Source organism: Yersinia ruckeri ATCC 29473, from assembly GCF_000754815.1.
Lineage (GTDB): Bacteria > Pseudomonadota > Gammaproteobacteria > Enterobacterales > Enterobacteriaceae > Yersinia > Yersinia ruckeri.
Map to the genome: position 1 here is coordinate 3415552 of NZ_KN150747.1, position 17071 is coordinate 3432622.

Sequence of the window (17071 nt, forward strand, 5' to 3'; positions counted from 1 at the left end):
AGGTGAGTTTATTCTGGCTCGTTTTGCGCTGCGATGCGGCGAGCCAATTTCAGCGTTTTTTGCTGCTCCCGCCGCTGGCGAAAAAAGGTGCTCAAGGTTTGTGAACATTCTTCAGCCAGCACACCTGCCGTAATTTCCACCTGATGATTCATTCCGGGATGACGCAGAATATCCAGCAGCGAGCCTGCGGCACCGGTTTTGATATCATTGGCACCGTATACCAAACGGCGAATACGGCTGTGTACCATTGCTCCGGCGCACATGACACAAGGTTCCAGCGTCACATACAGGGTAGCATTCAGCAGCCGATAGTTTTGCAGCGCCTGCCCACCCTGTCTCAACGCCATCATTTCAGCGTGAGCAGTAGGATCGTGATGCACAATGGGGCGATTCCAGCCAATGCCAATCGCCTGATTATCCAATACCAGCACTGCGCCAACCGGCACCTCGCCCTCTTCCTGCGCACGCTGTGCCAGTTCTAATGCCTGACGCATCCAGTATTCATCATTATATTCAGTAGACACCTTAACCTCTCAGGCACTTTTTGCGGCGGACATTATACACAGCATGCCGCCGAAACAAGGATTTTGTCACCCCGACCCGCTATATGAAAAATAAATGATTTCATACCAAATAGACTCAATCTGGCCACTCCGCGAGCGAATTAAGCCGGCAACCAACACTGCGGTGGCGTTCAGGGTGAAGCGGGTATTATTCTAACTGCTGTAACTCCCCATCCTTGCTCACTCTCCAGCGATGCTCACAAAAAAATAGCAACGGGTTATCTTGCCGACTGTCGCTATAGCCACTGTAGAGTTTTAGTGGAGAACCTAACCTTTGTTCCAACTGCACGACTTTTTCCGCCCCCAGGCAGCGCAATGGCAGTATCCAACCCCCGTTACGCCGCGCCATCTGGCTGCCGACCAGATGCAGACGGTGTCTATAAGGTGAATCATGGTAGACCTGTTCCACCAACCGCTGCGGCGAACCGGTAATCAGCCAAACTTGCGTATTTTCTTGTTCCAGATATTGCCGTAGCCGCATTTTTACTACCGGGAAACCCACCACTTTCTGGCGGAAAATCTTCACAAAACGCCGTTCGAGATCGTTTAAATCCGACTCCCTCCGCCCGAAAGTCATCCCCCAAAGTAAAAGGCTAATTGGCCAGCGGGCGCAGCGTCCGTTCACCAAGAGGCCAAAACCCACTATTGGTAATAATGGCAATACCAATAATAAGTTAAGCGGCAGATGACGAATAAGGAAACGTAAAAAACTGCCAAACATATCTTGCTGATGCAACGTGCCATCCAGATCAAAAAAAATGATGCGCTTACCGTCAGAAGGCGATTCATCAGCACCATTGATGACCGTATTATCCTGATCTGTCGACAGGTACGGTTGCCGACCCGTATTAGCTTGGTTTTGCTCTAGGTTCAACCTATCACTCCTCGGATATTCCTCACGCCCTACGTTTCATACTCAGGTAAAGCCGCTCAATCAGCGCACATGATGACTCTGTTGCCATGCAACCATCAGGTTACACCATTATTGCACCCAGCCGGGCCAGCAATCAGGAGAAGTGGACGTTATTCTTCTGGATCGTTGAAGCCCATAATCCAGGTAAAGATGAATCCCGCCAGAATAGTGACGACCATCCCCAACAGATACAACATCACTTTTCCCGAGATGATGGTCAGTGCCAGCGGTAAACCGGAAATGCCAAAGGTGATGACCGTCGCGACCTTCCAATAGCTGATCAATGCGCCACCTATCGCGCCGCCGAGACAAGCACCGATAAAAGGTTTGCCCAATGGCAGCGTAACCCCAAAGATCAGTGGTTCGCCAATGCCTAAGATCCCTACAGGAAGTGCGCCTTTGATGACTTTTTTCAAGCGCGCATTGCGGGTTTTCATGAGTACAGCCAGTGCCGCGCCGATTTGCCCAACGCCAGCCATTGCCAATATTGGCAGCAAGGGATTAGAACCGTGCGCCTGTACCAATTCAACGTGGATCGGTACTAATCCTTGATGTAAACCCGATAACACCAAAGGTAAAAATAGCCCGGAAAGTATCGCTCCTACCAGTAATCCACCACGGTCGATAGCCAGATTGACCCCGTGAGTAATCACTTCCGATATATATCCCCCCAATGGTTGCAATAATAAAATTGCCAATGACGCGGTAATCAAAGTGGTTAATAACGGATTAACGATCAATTCAATGGATTCCGGCAGGCGATTACGCAGTATTTTCTCAATCCAACACATCAATGCCACCACGAGCAAAACCGCAATGACACCACCCCGTCCCGGCTGTAACGCCTCACCAAATAGCGTAATTTGTGCCAATGCTGGGCTGGAAAGAATACCGGCCATCACGCCGCCCATCGCCTGCGAACCACCGAATACTCTGGCGGCATTCACACCGACCAGAATATTCATAATGGCAAATACCGCGCTGCCAAAGATCGCCAATAATCCCAGAACATTAGGATATTGCAGAGCTAAATCACCGGAAATATCGGGCCGCTTCAAAATATTCACTATCCCCATAATTAAGCCTGAAGCAATAAAGGCTGGAATTAAGGGGATAAATACATCGGCCAGTTTTTTCAGCGCACCACTCATCGGGGCGGCATATTTGACCTTAGCCTGAGCTTTATTCCGCTTGATCGTATCGGCTTCACCGGTGTGATCCTGTGGCTCCGTCAACAAGCTTCGCATCCGTTCAACCACTTTAGAGGCCGCACCGGGGCCGACAATAAACTGATGCTGATCTCCTTGCTTGATATAGCCTTTCACGCCGGGTAACTGTTTGAGTTGATGCAGGTCAAGCTGATCTTCATCCTTAACCTCAATCCGCACCCGAGTCATACAGTTCTCAAGTTTGATTATATTGGTTTCACCACCAATACCCGCCAGAATTTGTTGCGCTAAAACCGTTGATTTATCCATTGCCCGACATCCTTACAGTGAGCGCTATAAGGCGGCGCGTAGATAACCATTATGTAGCACCAAATCCTGACGAGCCTGCTCAGCGCTTACGCCTTTCAAAATCATCAAAATGGCCGGTTTAACCTCAAAATCCGTCTGTTTCAATGCATTTTCTGCTTCTGCTCTCGCAGCGCCGGTGGCTTCAACCACAATGCGGCAAGCGCGATCTACCAACTTCACATTGGTCGCTTTGACGTCCACCATCAGGTTTTGGTATACCTTTCCCAACTTCACCATTGCTCCGGTAGACAACATATTCAGCACCAGTTTTTGTGCTGTGCCAGACTTCATGCGGGTTGAACCCGTCAGCGCCTCTGGCCCCACCAGCGGAGAAATGGCCACCTGTGCCTCTCGGGCAATCGGGGAGTCTGGATTACATGAAATGGCAGCCGTTGGGCAACCTCGCTCACGGGCATAGCGTAATGCGCCAATCACATAAGGCGTTCTCCCGGAAGCCGCCAATCCCACCACCATATCCGTGGAGGTTAGTTGTAATGCCTGCAAATCCTCAGCGCCTAACGTCAGACTGTCTTCTGCGCCTTCGACTGCTTTTAGCAAGGCTCCCGGCCCACCGGCAATCAGGCCGATCACCATACCGTGAGGCACGCCAAAGGTCGGTGGACATTCGGACGCATCCAGTACGCCAAGCCGTCCGCTGGTGCCTGCGCCCAAATAAATTAAGCGGCCTCCTGCCTTTAATGCTTCCGCCGCCAGATCTACCGCTTGGGCAATCGCAGGTAAAACCTGACTAATAGCTTCGGGAACCTTACGATCTTCATGGTTAAAACAGGTCAGCATATCTAGCGTAGATAGCTTATCCAACTCCATAGTCGCCGGATTACGGCTTTCTGATATTAGGGCACCTAAATTCATCACATCACCTCATTTGAATTTTTAATTCAATAAACATAAACTATAGTTGAATATTATATTCATGCAGGGAACTGTTTTTGGCTGGCTTTAGGAGAGAGATCACAAAAAAACGGATGTTGGCCTTATCCATGCGCCCGATCTGATTTTTTCTCGCTAAACATGGCAGAATGGCCTCCCACTTTCAGGAATGGTTTTATGAGCAGTCTTCTTCGTATCCGACAGATTTACCCTACACTGGCGCAAAACGACCGCAAGCTGGCCGATTTTCTGCTGCTTAACCCCGAGCAGGCTCGACACCTCAGTTCGCAGAAATTGGCGCAACTGGCTGGCGTCAGTCAATCTGGCGTGGTGAAGTTTGCGCAGAAGCTGGGATACAAAGGCTTTCCTGCATTGAAACTGGCGCTGAGTGAAGTGATTGCTACGCCGCAAACCGCCCTGACGGTACACAACCAGATTCTCAGTACTGATTACCTGAAAATCGTCGGCGAGAAGCTATTGGCTGAGAAAAACGCCGCGCTGCGTGCGACACTGGATATCAATAGCGAACAACGGCTTGAACAAGCCTTGAATATGCTGAAAAATGCCCGCCGGGTGATATTGCTGGGCATCGGTGCTTCGGGATTGGTGGCAAAAGATCTGTCCTATAAGCTGCTAAAAATCGGCATTATGGCGGTATCTGAAGCCGATATGCATGTTCAGTTAGCTGCCGTTCAAGCGATGGGGCCGCAAGATTTACTGCTGGCAATTTCCTTTAGTGGCGAGCGGCGGGAGGTCAATCTGGCGGCAGAAGAAGCACGAACCGCCGGTGCGAAAGTACTGGCTCTAACCAGTTTCTCACCCAACGGATTGCAACAGCGTGCAGATCATTGCTTGTACACTATTGCCGAAGAACCGGCGATTCGCAGTGCCGCCATCTCCTCTAGCACCGCCCAATTCGCGCTCACCGATTTACTTTTCATGGCCATCATTCAGCAGGATTTTGATCACGCGCAAGACCATATCAGACACAGTGCAAATCTGGTGAAAAAACTGGTCTGAGGCGGTGATAGCGGTATAATCGCCGGCTATTTTATCGTCCGACATGAAAGGTAACCAAGCCATGGCTCTGTTAATCACGCGTAAATGCATTAATTGCGACATGTGCGAACCGGAGTGCCCAAATCAGGCGATAACGATGGGTGCGGAGATCTACCAGATCGACCCGATGCGCTGTACCGAATGTGTGGGCCATTACGAAACGCCAACCTGCCAGTTGGTCTGCCCTATCGATAACACCATCATCACCGATCCAGCCTGCGCCGAAACTAACGAGCAACTGTGGGATAAGTTTGTCCAGTTACACCACGCAGACCGTCTCTAGTACGGCGATAAAAACAATAAAGAGCGGATCAATACGCCCGCCCGATCGCCAGTAAAGCCCGGTGTAGATCAACTAGCGCTCAATAATCACCGTGGCACAGGCATAGCGCCGTTCATCGGCCAAAGAAACATGCAGCGAAGCGACCCCCAACTCCTGCGCCAATTCCGCCGCCCGACCATGCAAACATAACGTAGGTTTGCCCAAAGCATCGTTGACGACCTCGAACTGATTAAACGCCAGACCATGACGAATACCGGTACCAAAAGCTTTTGCCGCGGCTTCTTTAACCGCAAAGCGTTTAGCCAGAAAGCGTACCGGTTGCTGATGTTTCTGGTACTGCTGCCATTCTGATGGGCTGAGAATCCGTTTGGCCAGCAGCTCACCACTACGGTTTACTACCGCCTCGATACGGGAGATTTCGACAATATCGGTGCCCAACCCTAGAATAGCCATTAGCGACGCGCTTCCCGCATCAACATTTTCATTTCAGATACCGCTACCGCAAGGCCGGTCATCACCGCCTGGCCGATAATCGCATGACCGATATTTAGCTCGTGTATTTCAGGCAATGCGGCAATAGGTTGGACATTATGGTACGTCAGCCCGTGACCTGCGTTGACTTTTAGGCCTTTCTCCGCCGCATAACTTGCGGCATTGGCAATCCGCAACAACTCGGCCTGACGGCTCAAGTGAGTTTGCGCATCGGCGTAAGCACCAGTATGAATTTCGATATAAGGCGCACCGGCGGCAACAGCCGCATCAATCTGGCGTTTATCCGCATCGATAAATAAGGAAACCAGAATGCCGGCATCGGTTAATTGCTCTACTGCGAAGGTCATTTTATCGAGCTGACCGGCAACATCCAATCCACCTTCAGTGGTCACTTCCTCACGTTTTTCTGGCACCAGACAGCAAAAGTGGGGCTTTAGCTCACAGGCAATCGCCAGCATTTCATCCGTTACGGCCATTTCCAGATTCATTCGTGTCTGGATGGTTTCGCGCAAAATACGCACGTCACGATCGGTAATATGGCGGCGATCTTCGCGTAAATGAACGGTGATACCCTCTGCGCCGTTTTGCTCAGCAATAAAAGCGGCCTGCACCGGATCAGGATATTGGGTTCCACGTGCATTTCGTAACGTAGCAATATGATCGATATTAACGCCTAGCAACAAATCAGCCATGATAGCCCTCCAGATAAGCCCGAAAAAATAGGTCAACGGCTTGCAGTTTACACCGAGTCGGCGCGCAACGGATAGGCCGCTATCATGAAAAATAGCCCTAGAATAGATTAAAAATCAGTGAATTCAGGAAGTTTGCGTTGGATCTGTGGGAGATTTGATGACAAATTGACGGAATAGCTCGCGACTCTTCAGTGGTTTACCGCCCAGATAAGGCCTTAGTGCCATCCGAGTAAAACGTTTTGCCGCCCGTAACGTGTCGCTATCGGGAAACTCGCGGTTGGCCAATGCCTGCAATTGTCGTCCAGTAAAGCTGTAATGGTCTACCACCAAGCTGGCAATAAAGCCTTTCTCTTCACGATAACGATAAGTCATGCTATCGGCTACTGGCTGCCCGCTGCCTGCACAGTGCAGAAAATCTACGCCATAGCCCAAACTGGCCAACATCGCCAATTCGAATTGACGCAGCACGCACTCAGGTGAGCCATCAGTCGCGGCCAGGGCTTGTAAACAATGAAGGTAATCGAAAAATAGGGCAGAATAGTTGGTACCGTGCTCCAGTACGCGGGACAGTAGCTCATTAACATACAAACCACTATAAAGCATCGTTCCACTGAGCGGCAGTGCCAGAGAAACCGGCTCCGCACTACGCAATGTCTTGACCTCACCACGCCCGGCCCAGCGAACCAGTAATGGTGTAAAAGGCTGTAAACAGCCTTTTAAATTGGAACGTCGACTGCGCGCACCTTTAGCTAGAACCCGCATCCGCCCTTCCCCTTCAGTAAACAAATCCAGCATTAAACTGGTTTCACTGTAAGGGCGACTATGCAGGACAAATGCGCGCTGCCAACCTTCCATTGACGAGCCTTATTTCAGATCGTCGGTATAGCCTAAGCTACGCAGCGCACGTTCGTCATCTGCCCAGCCTGATTTCACTTTAACCCACAGTTCAAGATGCACTTTGGCATCAAACATCTGTTCCATATCATGGCGAGCTTCGATACCGATCGTCTTAATCTTGCTACCTTTATTACCGATCACCATTTTTTTCTGGCCTTCGCGCTCAACCAGAATCAGGCCGTGGATGTTGTAACCACCACGTTCATTCGGCACAAACTGCTCGATTTCCACGGTAACTGAGTAAGGAAGTTCCTCACCGAGGAAACGCATCAGTTTTTCACGAATAATTTCCGACGCCATAAAGCGCTGGGAGCGGTCAGTAATGTAATCCTCCGGGAAATGATGCCCAGCTTCCGGCATATGCTTGCGCACGATGCTGGCGATGGTATCCACATTCATCCCTTTCTCCGCAGAAATAGGCACTACGTCGAGAAACTTCATCTGCTGGCTCAAGAACTGGATGTGCGGCAACAGCTTGGTTTTATCCGTGACGTTATCAACTTTATTAATCGCCAATAACACTGGGCAGTTCAGACTACGCAGCTTATTCACGACCATTTCATCATCGGCGGTCCAGTTGGTTCCTTCGACAACGAAAATGACTAATTCCACATCACCAATCGAGCTGCTGGCCGCGCGGTTCATTAAACGGTTAATGGCGCGTTTTTCTTCAATATGCAGCCCTGGGGTATCCACGTAGATAGCCTGATAAGGCCCTTCGGTATGGATGCCCATAATACGGTGGCGTGTTGTTTGTGGTTTACGCGAGGTAATGGAAATTTTCTGCCCCAATAGCTCATTTAGCAAGGTTGATTTACCAACGTTCGGACGACCAACAATTGCAATAAAACCGCAATACGTTTTTTCTACTTCGCTCATTCAAGCTCCAACTGTTTCAGCGCTTGTTCCGCTGCTGCCTGCTCAGCTTTACGGCGACTTGATCCGGTACCGACGACCGGTTCGCCCAAGCCACTGACCTGGCAGTGGATAGTAAATTCCTGATCGTGTGCTTCTCCGCGAACCTGCACAACCAGGTAAGAAGGTAACGGCAGATGACGACCCTGCAAGTATTCTTGCAAACGTGTTTTTGGGTCTTTCTGCTTATCACCGGGGCTGATTTCGTCCAACCGGCTACGATACCAATCAAGAATCAGCCGTTCTACCGTTTGAATACCACTATCGAGGAATACGCCACCGATAAGGGCTTCTACCGTATCTGCCAAAATAGATTCACGGCGGAAACCGCCGCTCTTCAGCTCACCCGGGCCGAGGCGTAAACACTCGCCAAGGTCAAATTCACGGGCCATTTCGGCAAGTGTATTGCCTCTTACCAATGTGGCTCGCATCCGACTCATATCGCCCTCGTCAACGCGAGGGAAACGGTGGTACAGCTCATTGGCGATAACAAAACTCAGAATTGAGTCACCCAGGAACTCTAAACGCTCATTGTGTTTACTGCTGGCGCTACGATGAGTCAGTGCTTGCAGCAAGAGTTCCTGCTGTTGAAAAGTATAGCCCAGCTTCCGCTGTAGCCTGGTTATTACGATGGGGTTCATGAGTTACCAATAGATCAAGAATGCGTCAAAAACTACAGCATACGGAACAGGTCTGCTTCGCCCAAAGCCAATACAAAGCGGTTTCGTTTGCAGTGGCTCCCAACAGAGAGCCAACTTTTATCGCTCGAAAGTTTATTCTACAACGAGTGGAAATATAATGCTGCGTTTATATATCCTTGTCACCTGAAGTTATTACGCTATCAGCGGATTTTACTCACCCGAATAACCGACTTGGGTCAGTTATTCGGGATTGCTATTTTGAACCGCAATAATAACGTCAATAACGTTGGCTATCGTCGAATTAGTGAATGCCACCAATTCGACTTAAACGAACACCCGTTGGCCATTCACCTTCCTGCTTTTCAAAACTCATCCAGATAGCCGTGGCTTTCCCTACCAGATTACGCTCAGGAACAAAGCCCCAGAAACGGCTATCGGCACTATTATCCCGATTGTCACCCATCATAAAGTAGTGACCTTGCGGAACCACCCAGACCCCAAGAGGCTGATCGGGTTGCTGATAATAAGCACCAATCTGATCGTTACGCCCTGGAACCATCAGAATTTGATGGGAAACCGGCCCCAGACTTTCACTGCGCTGGCGTAAACGCACGCCGTCACCTGGCACCGGTTTATTGGTTGGAATCTGGAGGAATCCCGCCGATGACTCGCCCATGCCACTAAAACGGAAAGTCTGCACAAATTCGCTTGGCACCGACTCACTGTAAGTCACGGCTAACGCACTGTCACAAGATTGGCCGCTATGACACGCTGGTTGAATCATTACCTGTTTGCTGATCGGATCGTAACTGACACGATCGCCCGGTAATCCAACCACGCGCTTGATGTAGTCAACTCGAGGATCCAACGGGTATTTAAATACCACAATGTCACCACGTTTCGGATGCCCCGTTGGGATCAGCGTTGTCTGGGTAATAGGATCTTTAATACCGTAGGCAAATTTCTCCACCAGAATAAAATCGCCGATCAGCATCGTTGGCATCATCGAACCAGACGGTATCTGGAAAGGTTCATAAATAAATGAACGAACGATAAACACCAGAGCCAGTACCGGAAATACCGATGCACAAGTCTCGATCCAGCCGGGTTGACGAGCCACCTTCGTCAAGGTTTTCTCATCGACCGAACCGGCCATTTGCGCGTTAATCGCAGCAATTTTTGCCTCGCGCGCGGGCGCCCATTTAAACCGTTCGAAACACCAGATAATACCCGTCACCAGCGTAGCTACCGCTAGAATCAAGGCGAACATGTTAGCCATGCAAACTCCTTACAACTTATTTGCCGTCTTTGCCTACGTGCAGAATCGCCAGGAAAGCCTCTTGAGGTAACTCGACGTTACCCACTTGCTTCATTCGTTTCTTACCGTCTTTCTGCTTTTGCAACAGCTTTTTCTTACGGCTAACATCGCCACCGTAACATTTCGCCAATACGTTTTTACGTAATTGTTTGACGGTAGAACGTGCGATGATGTGGTTACCGATCGCAGCCTGAATCGCAATATCGAATTGCTGACGCGGGATCAGTTCCTTCATTTTCTCAACCAGATCACGACCACGGTATTGTGCGTTCTCGCGATGGGTGATCAGCGCCAACGCATCAACACGTTCGTTGTTGATCAATACATCAACACGAACCATGTCAGATGTCTGGAAACGCTTGAAGTTATAGTCGAGAGACGCATAACCACGTGAGGTTGATTTCAAACGATCAAAGAAGTCCAGCACCACTTCTGCCATTGGAATTTCGTAAGTCAGCGCAACCTGGTTACCGTGGTAAACCATATTGGTCTGCATACCGCGTTTCTCAATGCACAGCGTAATAACGTTACCCAGATATTCTTGGGGCAGCAGCATATGACATTCGGCGATAGGCTCACGCAGCTCTTCAATGTTGTTGAGCGCCGGCAATTTTGACGGGCTATCAACATAGACGGTTTCCTGGCTGGTAGTAATCACTTCATAAACAACCGTCGGAGCCGTGGTAATCAGTTCCAGATCATATTCACGCTCCAGACGTTCCTGAATGATTTCCATGTGTAGCAACCCGAGGAAACCACAGCGGAAGCCAAAGCCTAACGCGGTAGAACTTTCTGGCTCATAGAACAAAGAGGCATCGTTCAGGCTCAGTTTACCCAGTGCATCACGGAAGCTTTCATAGTCATCAGAACTGATTGGGAACAGACCCGCATAAACCTGCGGCTTGACTTTTTTAAAGCCCGGCAAGGAGTTCTCTGCTGGTTGACGCGCCAATGTCAGCGTATCGCCGACCGGAGCCCCAAGAATGTCTTTAATCGCGCAAACCAACCAGCCAACTTCACCACAGCTCAACACATCGCGGTCGATACGTTTTGGAGTAAAGATACCCAGGCGGTCAGCGTTATAAGTCTGTCCGGTGCTCATTACCTTGACCTTGTCGCCCTTGCGTAACGTACCGTTTTTAATACGAATTAAGGAAACAACGCCCAGATAGTTATCGAACCAGGAATCGATGATCAACGCCTGCAACGGTGCTTCCGGATCGCCGCCAGGCGGTGGAATATCACGTACCAAACGCTCAAGCACCTCAGGTACGCCTATGCCGGTTTTCGCCGAGCAACGCACTGCATCGGCGGCATCAATGCCCACGATGTCTTCAATTTCTTCCGCGACGCGGTCAGGATCGGCTGCCGGTAAGTCGATTTTGTTCAGTACCGGAACCACTTCCAGATCCATTTCCATCGCGGTATAACAGTTTGCCAGCGTCTGGGCTTCAACACCCTGCCCGGCATCAACGACCAGCAGAGCACCTTCGCAGGCGGCCAGAGAACGGGAGACTTCATAAGAGAAATCAACATGTCCCGGCGTATCAATAAAATTGAGCTGATAGGTTTGGCCATCCTGGGCATGGTAGTCCAAGGTCACGCTTTGTGCCTTGATCGTAATACCACGCTCACGCTCAAGATCCATCGAATCCAGAACCTGTGCGGCCATCTCGCGCTCACTTAAACCGCCACAAATCTGGATAATACGGTCAGACAGGGTCGACTTGCCGTGGTCAATATGGGCAATAATGGAGAAATTTCGTATATGCTTCATTATAAAAGTTTTTCTGCCTTGGTATTTCTGAATCATTCGCCTATGGACACACGTATGGACATAAAGCGACAGTCAGTATTGATTAGTTGTCAGGTTGGCTGTCTTTCGCCTAAGTCGCGGTATTCTACATGTCAAGACAATGAAAACCTAGTCATCCTCATGCCATTCCTCACTATTATCCTTGCTTTCAGATGAAATCAAGCACATCGGTCAAGTCAGTGATAACGGCCTATTGTCATAGATTATAATGTCTCAAATTAATAGTGCCGTAGTCATATTCTTCAGCGGAAGAATAAAGGCTCATCCACTTTGAGTAACGTGGATTTATCTTACTGATTATTATTAATTTTAACTTGAGTGCAATGAAAAACTGGCGTCAAATCTCTGAAATGAATAAAGAGAATTGATCGAGAAATTAAAGACGGTAACGATTCAGTACGTCGTTATTAACGATGAGGGAGGATTTTATATTCAATTAGCTATTCAGATCTGATCAGCGCTGATTTGTTTATTACATTGATTAATTAAATGATCTATGGCCTATCACAGCCCAAAAATCCCGTCAATCCAATCAATCCTGCTGAATACGAAGTGACGTCGGTGGCAAACCTATTTGCAAAACGACGGGCTGATAATCACTCCGCCCTTCCAGTTTTGTTGCCAGTTTACGTGCCAGTAAAAAACCGCCAACACCACCGATAACGGCACCCATGGCCGTCATCAATTCCGTCACAAAGAAGGCCTGAGACACGGCTCCGCCAAGAATCAAACCGCCCAGTGGCGTCAAATAAACCAGTACTGCTGAACGCAATAAGCTGCCTTCACTGATACCCACTTCGATGCGTTGTCCTGGCTCTAATGGCTGATCAATAGCAACCTGAAGTTGATGTTGGGAATCGGGACCAAGTTTATTTAGCAAGTCACTGCCGCAGCCACCACGAGCATGGCAGCTACCGCAACCAGCACGAGGCTCACAACGTAACAATGCGATACCTTGTTGCCACGAAATAACCGTGGCCCATTCCTTGATCATTATTTTTTAGCCTTTAATACAACACTGCTGACAATGCGTTTCGCGGTAGCTGGCGGTATTTCACCTACCACCGTAATTTCAACATTATTACGCACTTCACTTTGTACGGTACGACGCCCCTGACGTAAAGATTGCCCGGTTACAGCATTTTTATCCGCTGGATTTACGTTGAGGGTAAAACTGAATAAACCGTCAGTATACAACCGGGTTTCCGTCGGCGAATCGAGATTAGGCAAAATACGACGACTGCGAGAAACTTCAACCATGCCACTCGGGAGCCAAGCGGGAGCCCAACTGAAATCGACCTTTTGCTTGGCGGGTAAAGCCAGCAATGGCGGAAACTCCAGCGCTTTCATTCCTTGCAACACGGTTTGTACCGGTGTGCCGACGCCCATAGAGATCACCCTGAATTGCTCCAGCGTTTCACCATCACGATCCAGTAAATCAACCCGCATCGGCAACTTCGTCGTTTCATCCAGCCAAATGATATAGCTATAGCGCGTGCCATCTTTTGCCACCACACGAATAACCTGACAAGGACGATCGGCTATACGCGCCTGACCGACAGCAATATAGTCGTAATATTTAGCCAGACGTTTAAAATCAGAGAAGATAATAGAAGGCAAGGCATCAACAATATGCTCTCCAGCCAATGTAAATGGCTCAAAACCAGGCTCAAAATAGCTGACCTCCGTGCCACGCTGAAGAACTTCGGCGCGTGGGCCATCCATGCGTAATAGCTGGGCTAATGGCTTTCCATCAGATATTGCATGACGATAGCGAAGAGAATCAATTCCCTGCTTGCTGACGTTAATATAGGCGAGCTCATAATTGAGCGACTGACTGGCGCTACCCATTTCCTGCAATATTGCCTCTGGCTCGATTTGAGCAGAGGCAATTATTGGCACAAACAGGCCGCCCGTAAATAAACAGACGGATAACCAAATTTGCTTCATTACTGCTGTTGTATTCCTAAGGACTGAGTTCCAGGTACCTGAATAGCAGCTTGCGGCGATACAGATTGTTCTTGTTGCAGCAGATCGGTATGTGGTAAGCGGCGTTGTAATTCAAAATCCTGGCTCAACATATCTACACGTCTGCGTTGCTCTTGCACTTGCTTCTGTTGGCTGTTGCCAAAAGAACCGTCTGCCGGGACACCAAAACTGACTGGCGATGCCTTGCCCATCATTGGCAGTGTATTAAATGCCGGAGATTCGGATTGCAAGTTATTGGTTTCAGGCTGGTTATATTGCTGAACGCCGACAATAACGGCCAAAGAAACGCAGGCAGCCATACCTACCTGAGTGATCTGGCTAGCCCAAGGGCGCACTTTGTGCCAAAACGGCATTTTCTGCCAGGTATGCGGCTGAGGTTGGGATTCAGGCACAGCAATCGGAATCATACGGATAGGCTCATCTTTCAGAGCAGCGGCTACCCGGCTGGCGATATCCAGATGTACAACTTCGCCCACATCACCACGTAGGGTGTCTCGGATTAAATGGTAACTCTGCCAGCTTTGTTGCAGCGCTTTATCTTTTGATAAAAAGCCGAACAGCTCGCTATCAAGAGTTTCCCCATCCATCAGAGCGGAAAGCTTTTCTTTCTGCATGCCTAAATACCCTTTGTTTGTCCACTATCGCTGAATTAGCGGCTGAACTTTGTTATCGATAGCTTCACGAGCACGGAAGATTCGGGAACGAACAGTACCTACCGGGCAATCCATGATGGCAGCTATTTCTTCATAGCTTAGCCCATCCAACTCACGCAAAGTGATCGCCATACGGAGATCCTCTGGAAGCGATTCAATGGTACGGAAAACTATCTGCCTCAATTCTTCAGACAACATTAAGTTCTCAGGGTTCGAAATTTCTTTTAATGCACCTGCATTTTCGTAATTTTCAGCATCATTTGCATCAACATCACTGGATGGAGGGCGCCGCCCCTGAGCGACCAAGTAGTTTTTCGCCGTATTAACCGCGATACGATACAACCATGTATAAAAAGCACTGTCGCCACGGAATGACTCCAGCGCGCGATAAGCTTTGATGAAGGACTCCTGCACCACATCAGGGACATCACCCTGAGGTACATATCGGGATACGAGACTCGCAACTTTATGCTGGTAACGAATAACCAGTAAATTGAACGACTGTTGATCTCCCTTTTGGACCCGCTCAACCAGCATTTGATCCGTTAACTGCTCGCTCATCCGAGGTAAACTCTCCCGAAATCTATCCCCACGCTAAAAATCGTACTGCCAGTCATATCATTACCTTCCTGAGCAAGCACTTGCTTGGAGTTTATATAAAAAGCAAAGTTCCCTAATGCCGCTGTTTTTCTTTCGATATCCTTTCAATATCCAATACCCGTAGCTTTTGCTCGGGCAGATAGGCTACCATGAAAACCACCCTTCTTCTGCACACATCATACGTTATGCCATCATCATCTGAACATGTCAGCGATGTATTGATCATCGGAAGTGGCGCGGCCGGTTTGTCATTGGCTCTGCGCCTTGCATCACACTGTAAAGTCACCATTTTGAGTAAAGGGCCGCTGAATGAAGGCGCGACCTTTTACGCACAAGGCGGTATCGCCGCCGTTTTTGACGAAACCGACAGTATCAGCTCCCATGTTGACGACACGCTGATTGCCGGAGCCGGTCTTTGTGATAAAGAGGCCGTCGAGTTTATCGCCAGTAATGCGCGCAACTGTGTGCAGTGGCTTATCGATCAAGGCGTGCTATTTGACACTGAAACCAGCGCCAGCGGTGAGGAACGTTACCACCTGACTCGTGAGGGAGGCCACAGCCACCGCCGAATCCTGCATAGTGCAGATGCCACAGGTAAAGAAGTAGAAACTACCCTCGTAGGTAAAGCAAGCACCCATCCTAATATTTTGGTGAAAGAACGCTGTAATGCCGTGGATTTGATTACCTCGAATAAAATTGGTTTACCTGGTACTAAACGCGTGGTCGGAGCCTATGTCTGGAACCGTGGGCTGGAAAAGGTCGAAACCTTCCGTGCCAAAGCCGTGGTGCTGGCTACCGGTGGGGCAGCAAAAGTCTATCAATATACAACCAATCCGGATATTTCCTCTGGCGATGGTATTGCCATGGCCTGGCGTGCAGGTTGTCGTGTGGCAAACCTGGAATTTAACCAATTTCACCCCACCTGCCTGTTCCATCCACAAGCGCGCAATTTTTTACTGACGGAAGCACTGCGCGGTGAAGGGGCCTATTTAAAACGCCCTGATGGCAGCCGCTTTATGCCTGATTTCGATCCCCGTGGTGAATTAGCGCCCAGGGATATTGTGGCACGGGCTATTGATCACGAAATGAAACGCTTGGGTGCCGATTGCATGTATCTGGATATCAGTCATAAACCGACTGATTTTGTGATGCAGCATTTTCCGATGATCTACGAGAAACTGCTTTCTCTGGGGATTGACCTGACGAAAGAAGCGATCCCGATCGTTCCGGCTGCACACTATACCTGCGGCGGCGTCATGGTAGATCAACACGGACGTACCGATCTCGACGGTTTGTATGCCATTGGTGAAGTTAGCTACACCGGCCTGCATGGCGCAAACCGTATGGCATCAAACTCCTTGCTGGAATGTTTGGTTTACGGCTGGTCAGCTTCTGAAGATATCTTAATGCGGCTTCCTCATGCCAAGCTGGCCAAACAAGTGCCGGAGTGGGATGAAAGCCGAGTTGATAATTCAGATGAACGCGTAGTTATTCAGCATAATTGGCATGAACTAAGATTATTCATGTGGGATTATGTCGGCATCGTGCGCACCACAAAAAGGTTAGAACGGGCGCTACGCCGGATTAATACCTTGCAGCAGGAAATCGACGAGTACTACGCCAATTTTCGTATTTCCAACAACCTGCTGGAATTACGCAATTTAGTACAAGTTGCCGAACTTATCGTTCGCTGTGCCATGGACAGAAAGGAAAGCCGAGGCCTGCATTACACCCTTGATTATCCTGAACAGCTAGCCGAGCCTCATCCGACCATTCTGCAACCGTAATTTATCCCTATCACTGCAAGGGCACACACTTGGCCCTTGTAGTGA

The 17071-nt window shown here is 49.3% G+C and carries 18 protein-coding genes; 3 read left to right on the top strand and 15 right to left on the bottom strand.

What is annotated here, in order from left to right:
• Nucleotides 1-8: 8 nt before the first annotated feature.
• From tadA to murQ, 4 genes are all read right to left on the bottom strand, one after another.
• Nucleotides 9-524 (bottom strand): tRNA adenosine(34) deaminase TadA, encoded by a 516-nt coding sequence (gene tadA, locus DJ39_RS15345; protein ID WP_004718076.1) that lies wholly within the window; start codon nucleotides 522-524, stop codon nucleotides 9-11.
• A gap of 187 nt (nucleotides 525-711) precedes the next feature.
• Nucleotides 712-1392: a phosphatidylglycerophosphatase C gene (gene yfhb / locus DJ39_RS15350; RefSeq protein WP_049687911.1), complete on the bottom strand. Its 681-nt coding sequence runs from the start codon at nucleotides 1390-1392 to the stop codon at nucleotides 712-714.
• A gap of 194 nt (nucleotides 1393-1586) precedes the next feature.
• On the bottom strand, nucleotides 1587-2954 hold the full coding sequence (locus DJ39_RS15355; RefSeq protein ID WP_004718079.1) for a PTS transporter subunit EIIC: 1368 nt from the start codon (nucleotides 2952-2954) through the stop codon (nucleotides 1587-1589).
• 24 nt (nucleotides 2955-2978) lie between these two features.
• Nucleotides 2979-3866: an N-acetylmuramic acid 6-phosphate etherase gene (gene murQ / locus DJ39_RS15360; RefSeq protein WP_038241333.1), complete on the bottom strand. Its 888-nt coding sequence runs from the start codon at nucleotides 3864-3866 to the stop codon at nucleotides 2979-2981.
• 195 nt (nucleotides 3867-4061) lie between these two features.
• On the opposite strand from murQ, the gene DJ39_RS15365 reads away from it, so the two are divergent.
• Together DJ39_RS15365 and DJ39_RS15370 are read left to right on the top strand one after the other, a co-directional pair.
• The gene (locus tag DJ39_RS15365) at nucleotides 4062-4904 is read left to right on the top strand and encodes a MurR/RpiR family transcriptional regulator (RefSeq protein ID WP_004718083.1); all 843 of its coding nucleotides are present in this window, start codon (nucleotides 4062-4064) and stop codon (nucleotides 4902-4904) included.
• 61 nt (nucleotides 4905-4965) lie between these two features.
• The gene (locus tag DJ39_RS15370) at nucleotides 4966-5226 is read left to right on the top strand and encodes a YfhL family 4Fe-4S dicluster ferredoxin (RefSeq protein WP_038241326.1); all 261 of its coding nucleotides are present in this window, start codon (nucleotides 4966-4968) and stop codon (nucleotides 5224-5226) included.
• A 72-nt stretch (nucleotides 5227-5298) separates the two neighbouring features.
• Here the strand turns inward: DJ39_RS15370 and acpS are convergent, their stop codons facing one another.
• The 11 genes from acpS to rpoE all read right to left on the bottom strand — a co-directional run bounded on the left by acpS (nucleotide 5299) and on the right by rpoE (nucleotide 15200).
• Complete coding sequence (gene acpS, locus DJ39_RS15375; protein ID WP_038241324.1) at nucleotides 5299-5679, bottom strand: holo-ACP synthase; 381 nt, start codon at nucleotides 5677-5679, stop codon at nucleotides 5299-5301.
• Nucleotides 5679-6410, bottom strand: coding sequence for a pyridoxine 5'-phosphate synthase (pdxJ, locus tag DJ39_RS15380; RefSeq protein WP_004718086.1), 732 nt, complete (start codon nucleotides 6408-6410; stop codon nucleotides 5679-5681). Before pdxJ ends, acpS begins: the two co-directional genes overlap by 1 nt.
• 123 nt (nucleotides 6411-6533) lie before the next feature.
• Nucleotides 6534-7265, bottom strand: coding sequence for a DNA repair protein RecO (gene recO / locus DJ39_RS15385; protein ID WP_004718088.1), 732 nt, complete (start codon nucleotides 7263-7265; stop codon nucleotides 6534-6536).
• A 9-nt stretch (nucleotides 7266-7274) separates the two neighbouring features.
• Complete coding sequence (gene era, locus DJ39_RS15390; protein WP_038241320.1) at nucleotides 7275-8186, bottom strand: GTPase Era; 912 nt, start codon at nucleotides 8184-8186, stop codon at nucleotides 7275-7277.
• Nucleotides 8183-8863 (bottom strand): ribonuclease III, encoded by a 681-nt coding sequence (rnc, locus tag DJ39_RS15395; protein WP_004718092.1) that lies wholly within the window; start codon nucleotides 8861-8863, stop codon nucleotides 8183-8185. The genes era and rnc overlap by 4 nt, the downstream gene beginning before the upstream one ends.
• Nucleotides 8864-9164: 301 nt before the next feature.
• Nucleotides 9165-10142 carry a signal peptidase I gene (gene lepB, locus DJ39_RS15400; RefSeq protein WP_038241316.1) on the bottom strand — a complete coding sequence of 326 codons (978 nt, stop codon included), beginning with the start codon at nucleotides 10140-10142 and terminating at the stop codon, nucleotides 9165-9167.
• A 16-nt stretch (nucleotides 10143-10158) separates the two neighbouring features.
• Nucleotides 10159-11958, bottom strand: a complete 1800-nt coding sequence (gene lepA / locus DJ39_RS15405) for a translation elongation factor 4 (protein WP_004718095.1) — start codon at nucleotides 11956-11958, stop codon at nucleotides 10159-10161.
• A 571-nt stretch (nucleotides 11959-12529) separates the two neighbouring features.
• A complete protein-coding gene (gene rseC, locus DJ39_RS15410; protein WP_038241314.1) occupies nucleotides 12530-12991 on the bottom strand; it encodes a SoxR-reducing system protein RseC in 462 nt (153 codons plus the stop codon).
• Nucleotides 12991-13947, bottom strand: a complete 957-nt coding sequence (rseB, locus tag DJ39_RS15415; protein ID WP_004718097.1) for a sigma-E factor regulatory protein RseB — start codon at nucleotides 13945-13947, stop codon at nucleotides 12991-12993. The genes rseC and rseB overlap by 1 nt, the downstream gene beginning before the upstream one ends.
• A complete protein-coding gene (gene rseA, locus DJ39_RS15420; protein ID WP_038241312.1) occupies nucleotides 13947-14600 on the bottom strand; it encodes an anti-sigma-E factor RseA in 654 nt (217 codons plus the stop codon). The genes rseB and rseA overlap by 1 nt, the downstream gene beginning before the upstream one ends.
• Nucleotides 14601-14624: 24 nt before the next feature.
• A complete protein-coding gene (gene rpoE / locus DJ39_RS15425; RefSeq protein WP_004718098.1) occupies nucleotides 14625-15200 on the bottom strand; it encodes an RNA polymerase sigma factor RpoE in 576 nt (191 codons plus the stop codon).
• Between the two features lie 224 nt (nucleotides 15201-15424).
• On the opposite strand from rpoE, the gene nadB reads away from it, so the two are divergent.
• Nucleotides 15425-17026, top strand: a complete 1602-nt coding sequence (gene nadB, locus DJ39_RS15430; protein ID WP_004718101.1) for an L-aspartate oxidase — start codon at nucleotides 15425-15427, stop codon at nucleotides 17024-17026.
• The last annotated feature ends 45 nt before the right edge of the window (nucleotides 17027-17071 follow it).

Excerpts from the sequence above, each read along its gene's own strand:
- DJ39_RS15355 (WP_004718079.1), bottom strand. The coding sequence starts at position 2,954 with ATGGATAAATCAACGGTTTTAGCGCAACAAATTCTGGCGGGTATTGGT.
- murQ (WP_038241333.1), bottom strand. The coding sequence starts at position 3,866 with ATGAATTTAGGTGCCCTAATATCAGAAAGCCGTAATCCGGCGACTATG.
- DJ39_RS15365 (WP_004718083.1), top strand. The coding sequence starts at position 4,062 with ATGAGCAGTCTTCTTCGTATCCGACAGATTTACCCTACACTGGCGCAA.
- DJ39_RS15370 (WP_038241326.1), top strand. The coding sequence starts at position 4,966 with ATGGCTCTGTTAATCACGCGTAAATGCATTAATTGCGACATGTGCGAA.
- acpS (WP_038241324.1), bottom strand. The coding sequence starts at position 5,679 with ATGGCTATTCTAGGGTTGGGCACCGATATTGTCGAAATCTCCCGTATC.
- pdxJ (WP_004718086.1), bottom strand. The coding sequence starts at position 6,410 with ATGGCTGATTTGTTGCTAGGCGTTAATATCGATCATATTGCTACGTTA.
- recO (WP_004718088.1), bottom strand. The coding sequence starts at position 7,265 with ATGGAAGGTTGGCAGCGCGCATTTGTCCTGCATAGTCGCCCTTACAGT.
- era (WP_038241320.1), bottom strand. The coding sequence starts at position 8,186 with ATGAGCGAAGTAGAAAAAACGTATTGCGGTTTTATTGCAATTGTTGGT.
- rnc (WP_004718092.1), bottom strand. The coding sequence starts at position 8,863 with ATGAACCCCATCGTAATAACCAGGCTACAGCGGAAGCTGGGCTATACT.
- lepB (WP_038241316.1), bottom strand. The coding sequence starts at position 10,142 with ATGGCTAACATGTTCGCCTTGATTCTAGCGGTAGCTACGCTGGTGACG.
- lepA (WP_004718095.1), bottom strand. The coding sequence starts at position 11,958 with ATGAAGCATATACGAAATTTCTCCATTATTGCCCATATTGACCACGGC.
- rseC (WP_038241314.1), bottom strand. The coding sequence starts at position 12,991 with ATGATCAAGGAATGGGCCACGGTTATTTCGTGGCAACAAGGTATCGCA.
- rseB (WP_004718097.1), bottom strand. The coding sequence starts at position 13,947 with ATGAAGCAAATTTGGTTATCCGTCTGTTTATTTACGGGCGGCCTGTTT.
- rseA (WP_038241312.1), bottom strand. The coding sequence starts at position 14,600 with ATGCAGAAAGAAAAGCTTTCCGCTCTGATGGATGGGGAAACTCTTGAT.
- rpoE (WP_004718098.1), bottom strand. The coding sequence starts at position 15,200 with ATGAGCGAGCAGTTAACGGATCAAATGCTGGTTGAGCGGGTCCAAAAG.
- nadB (WP_004718101.1), top strand. The coding sequence starts at position 15,425 with ATGCCATCATCATCTGAACATGTCAGCGATGTATTGATCATCGGAAGT.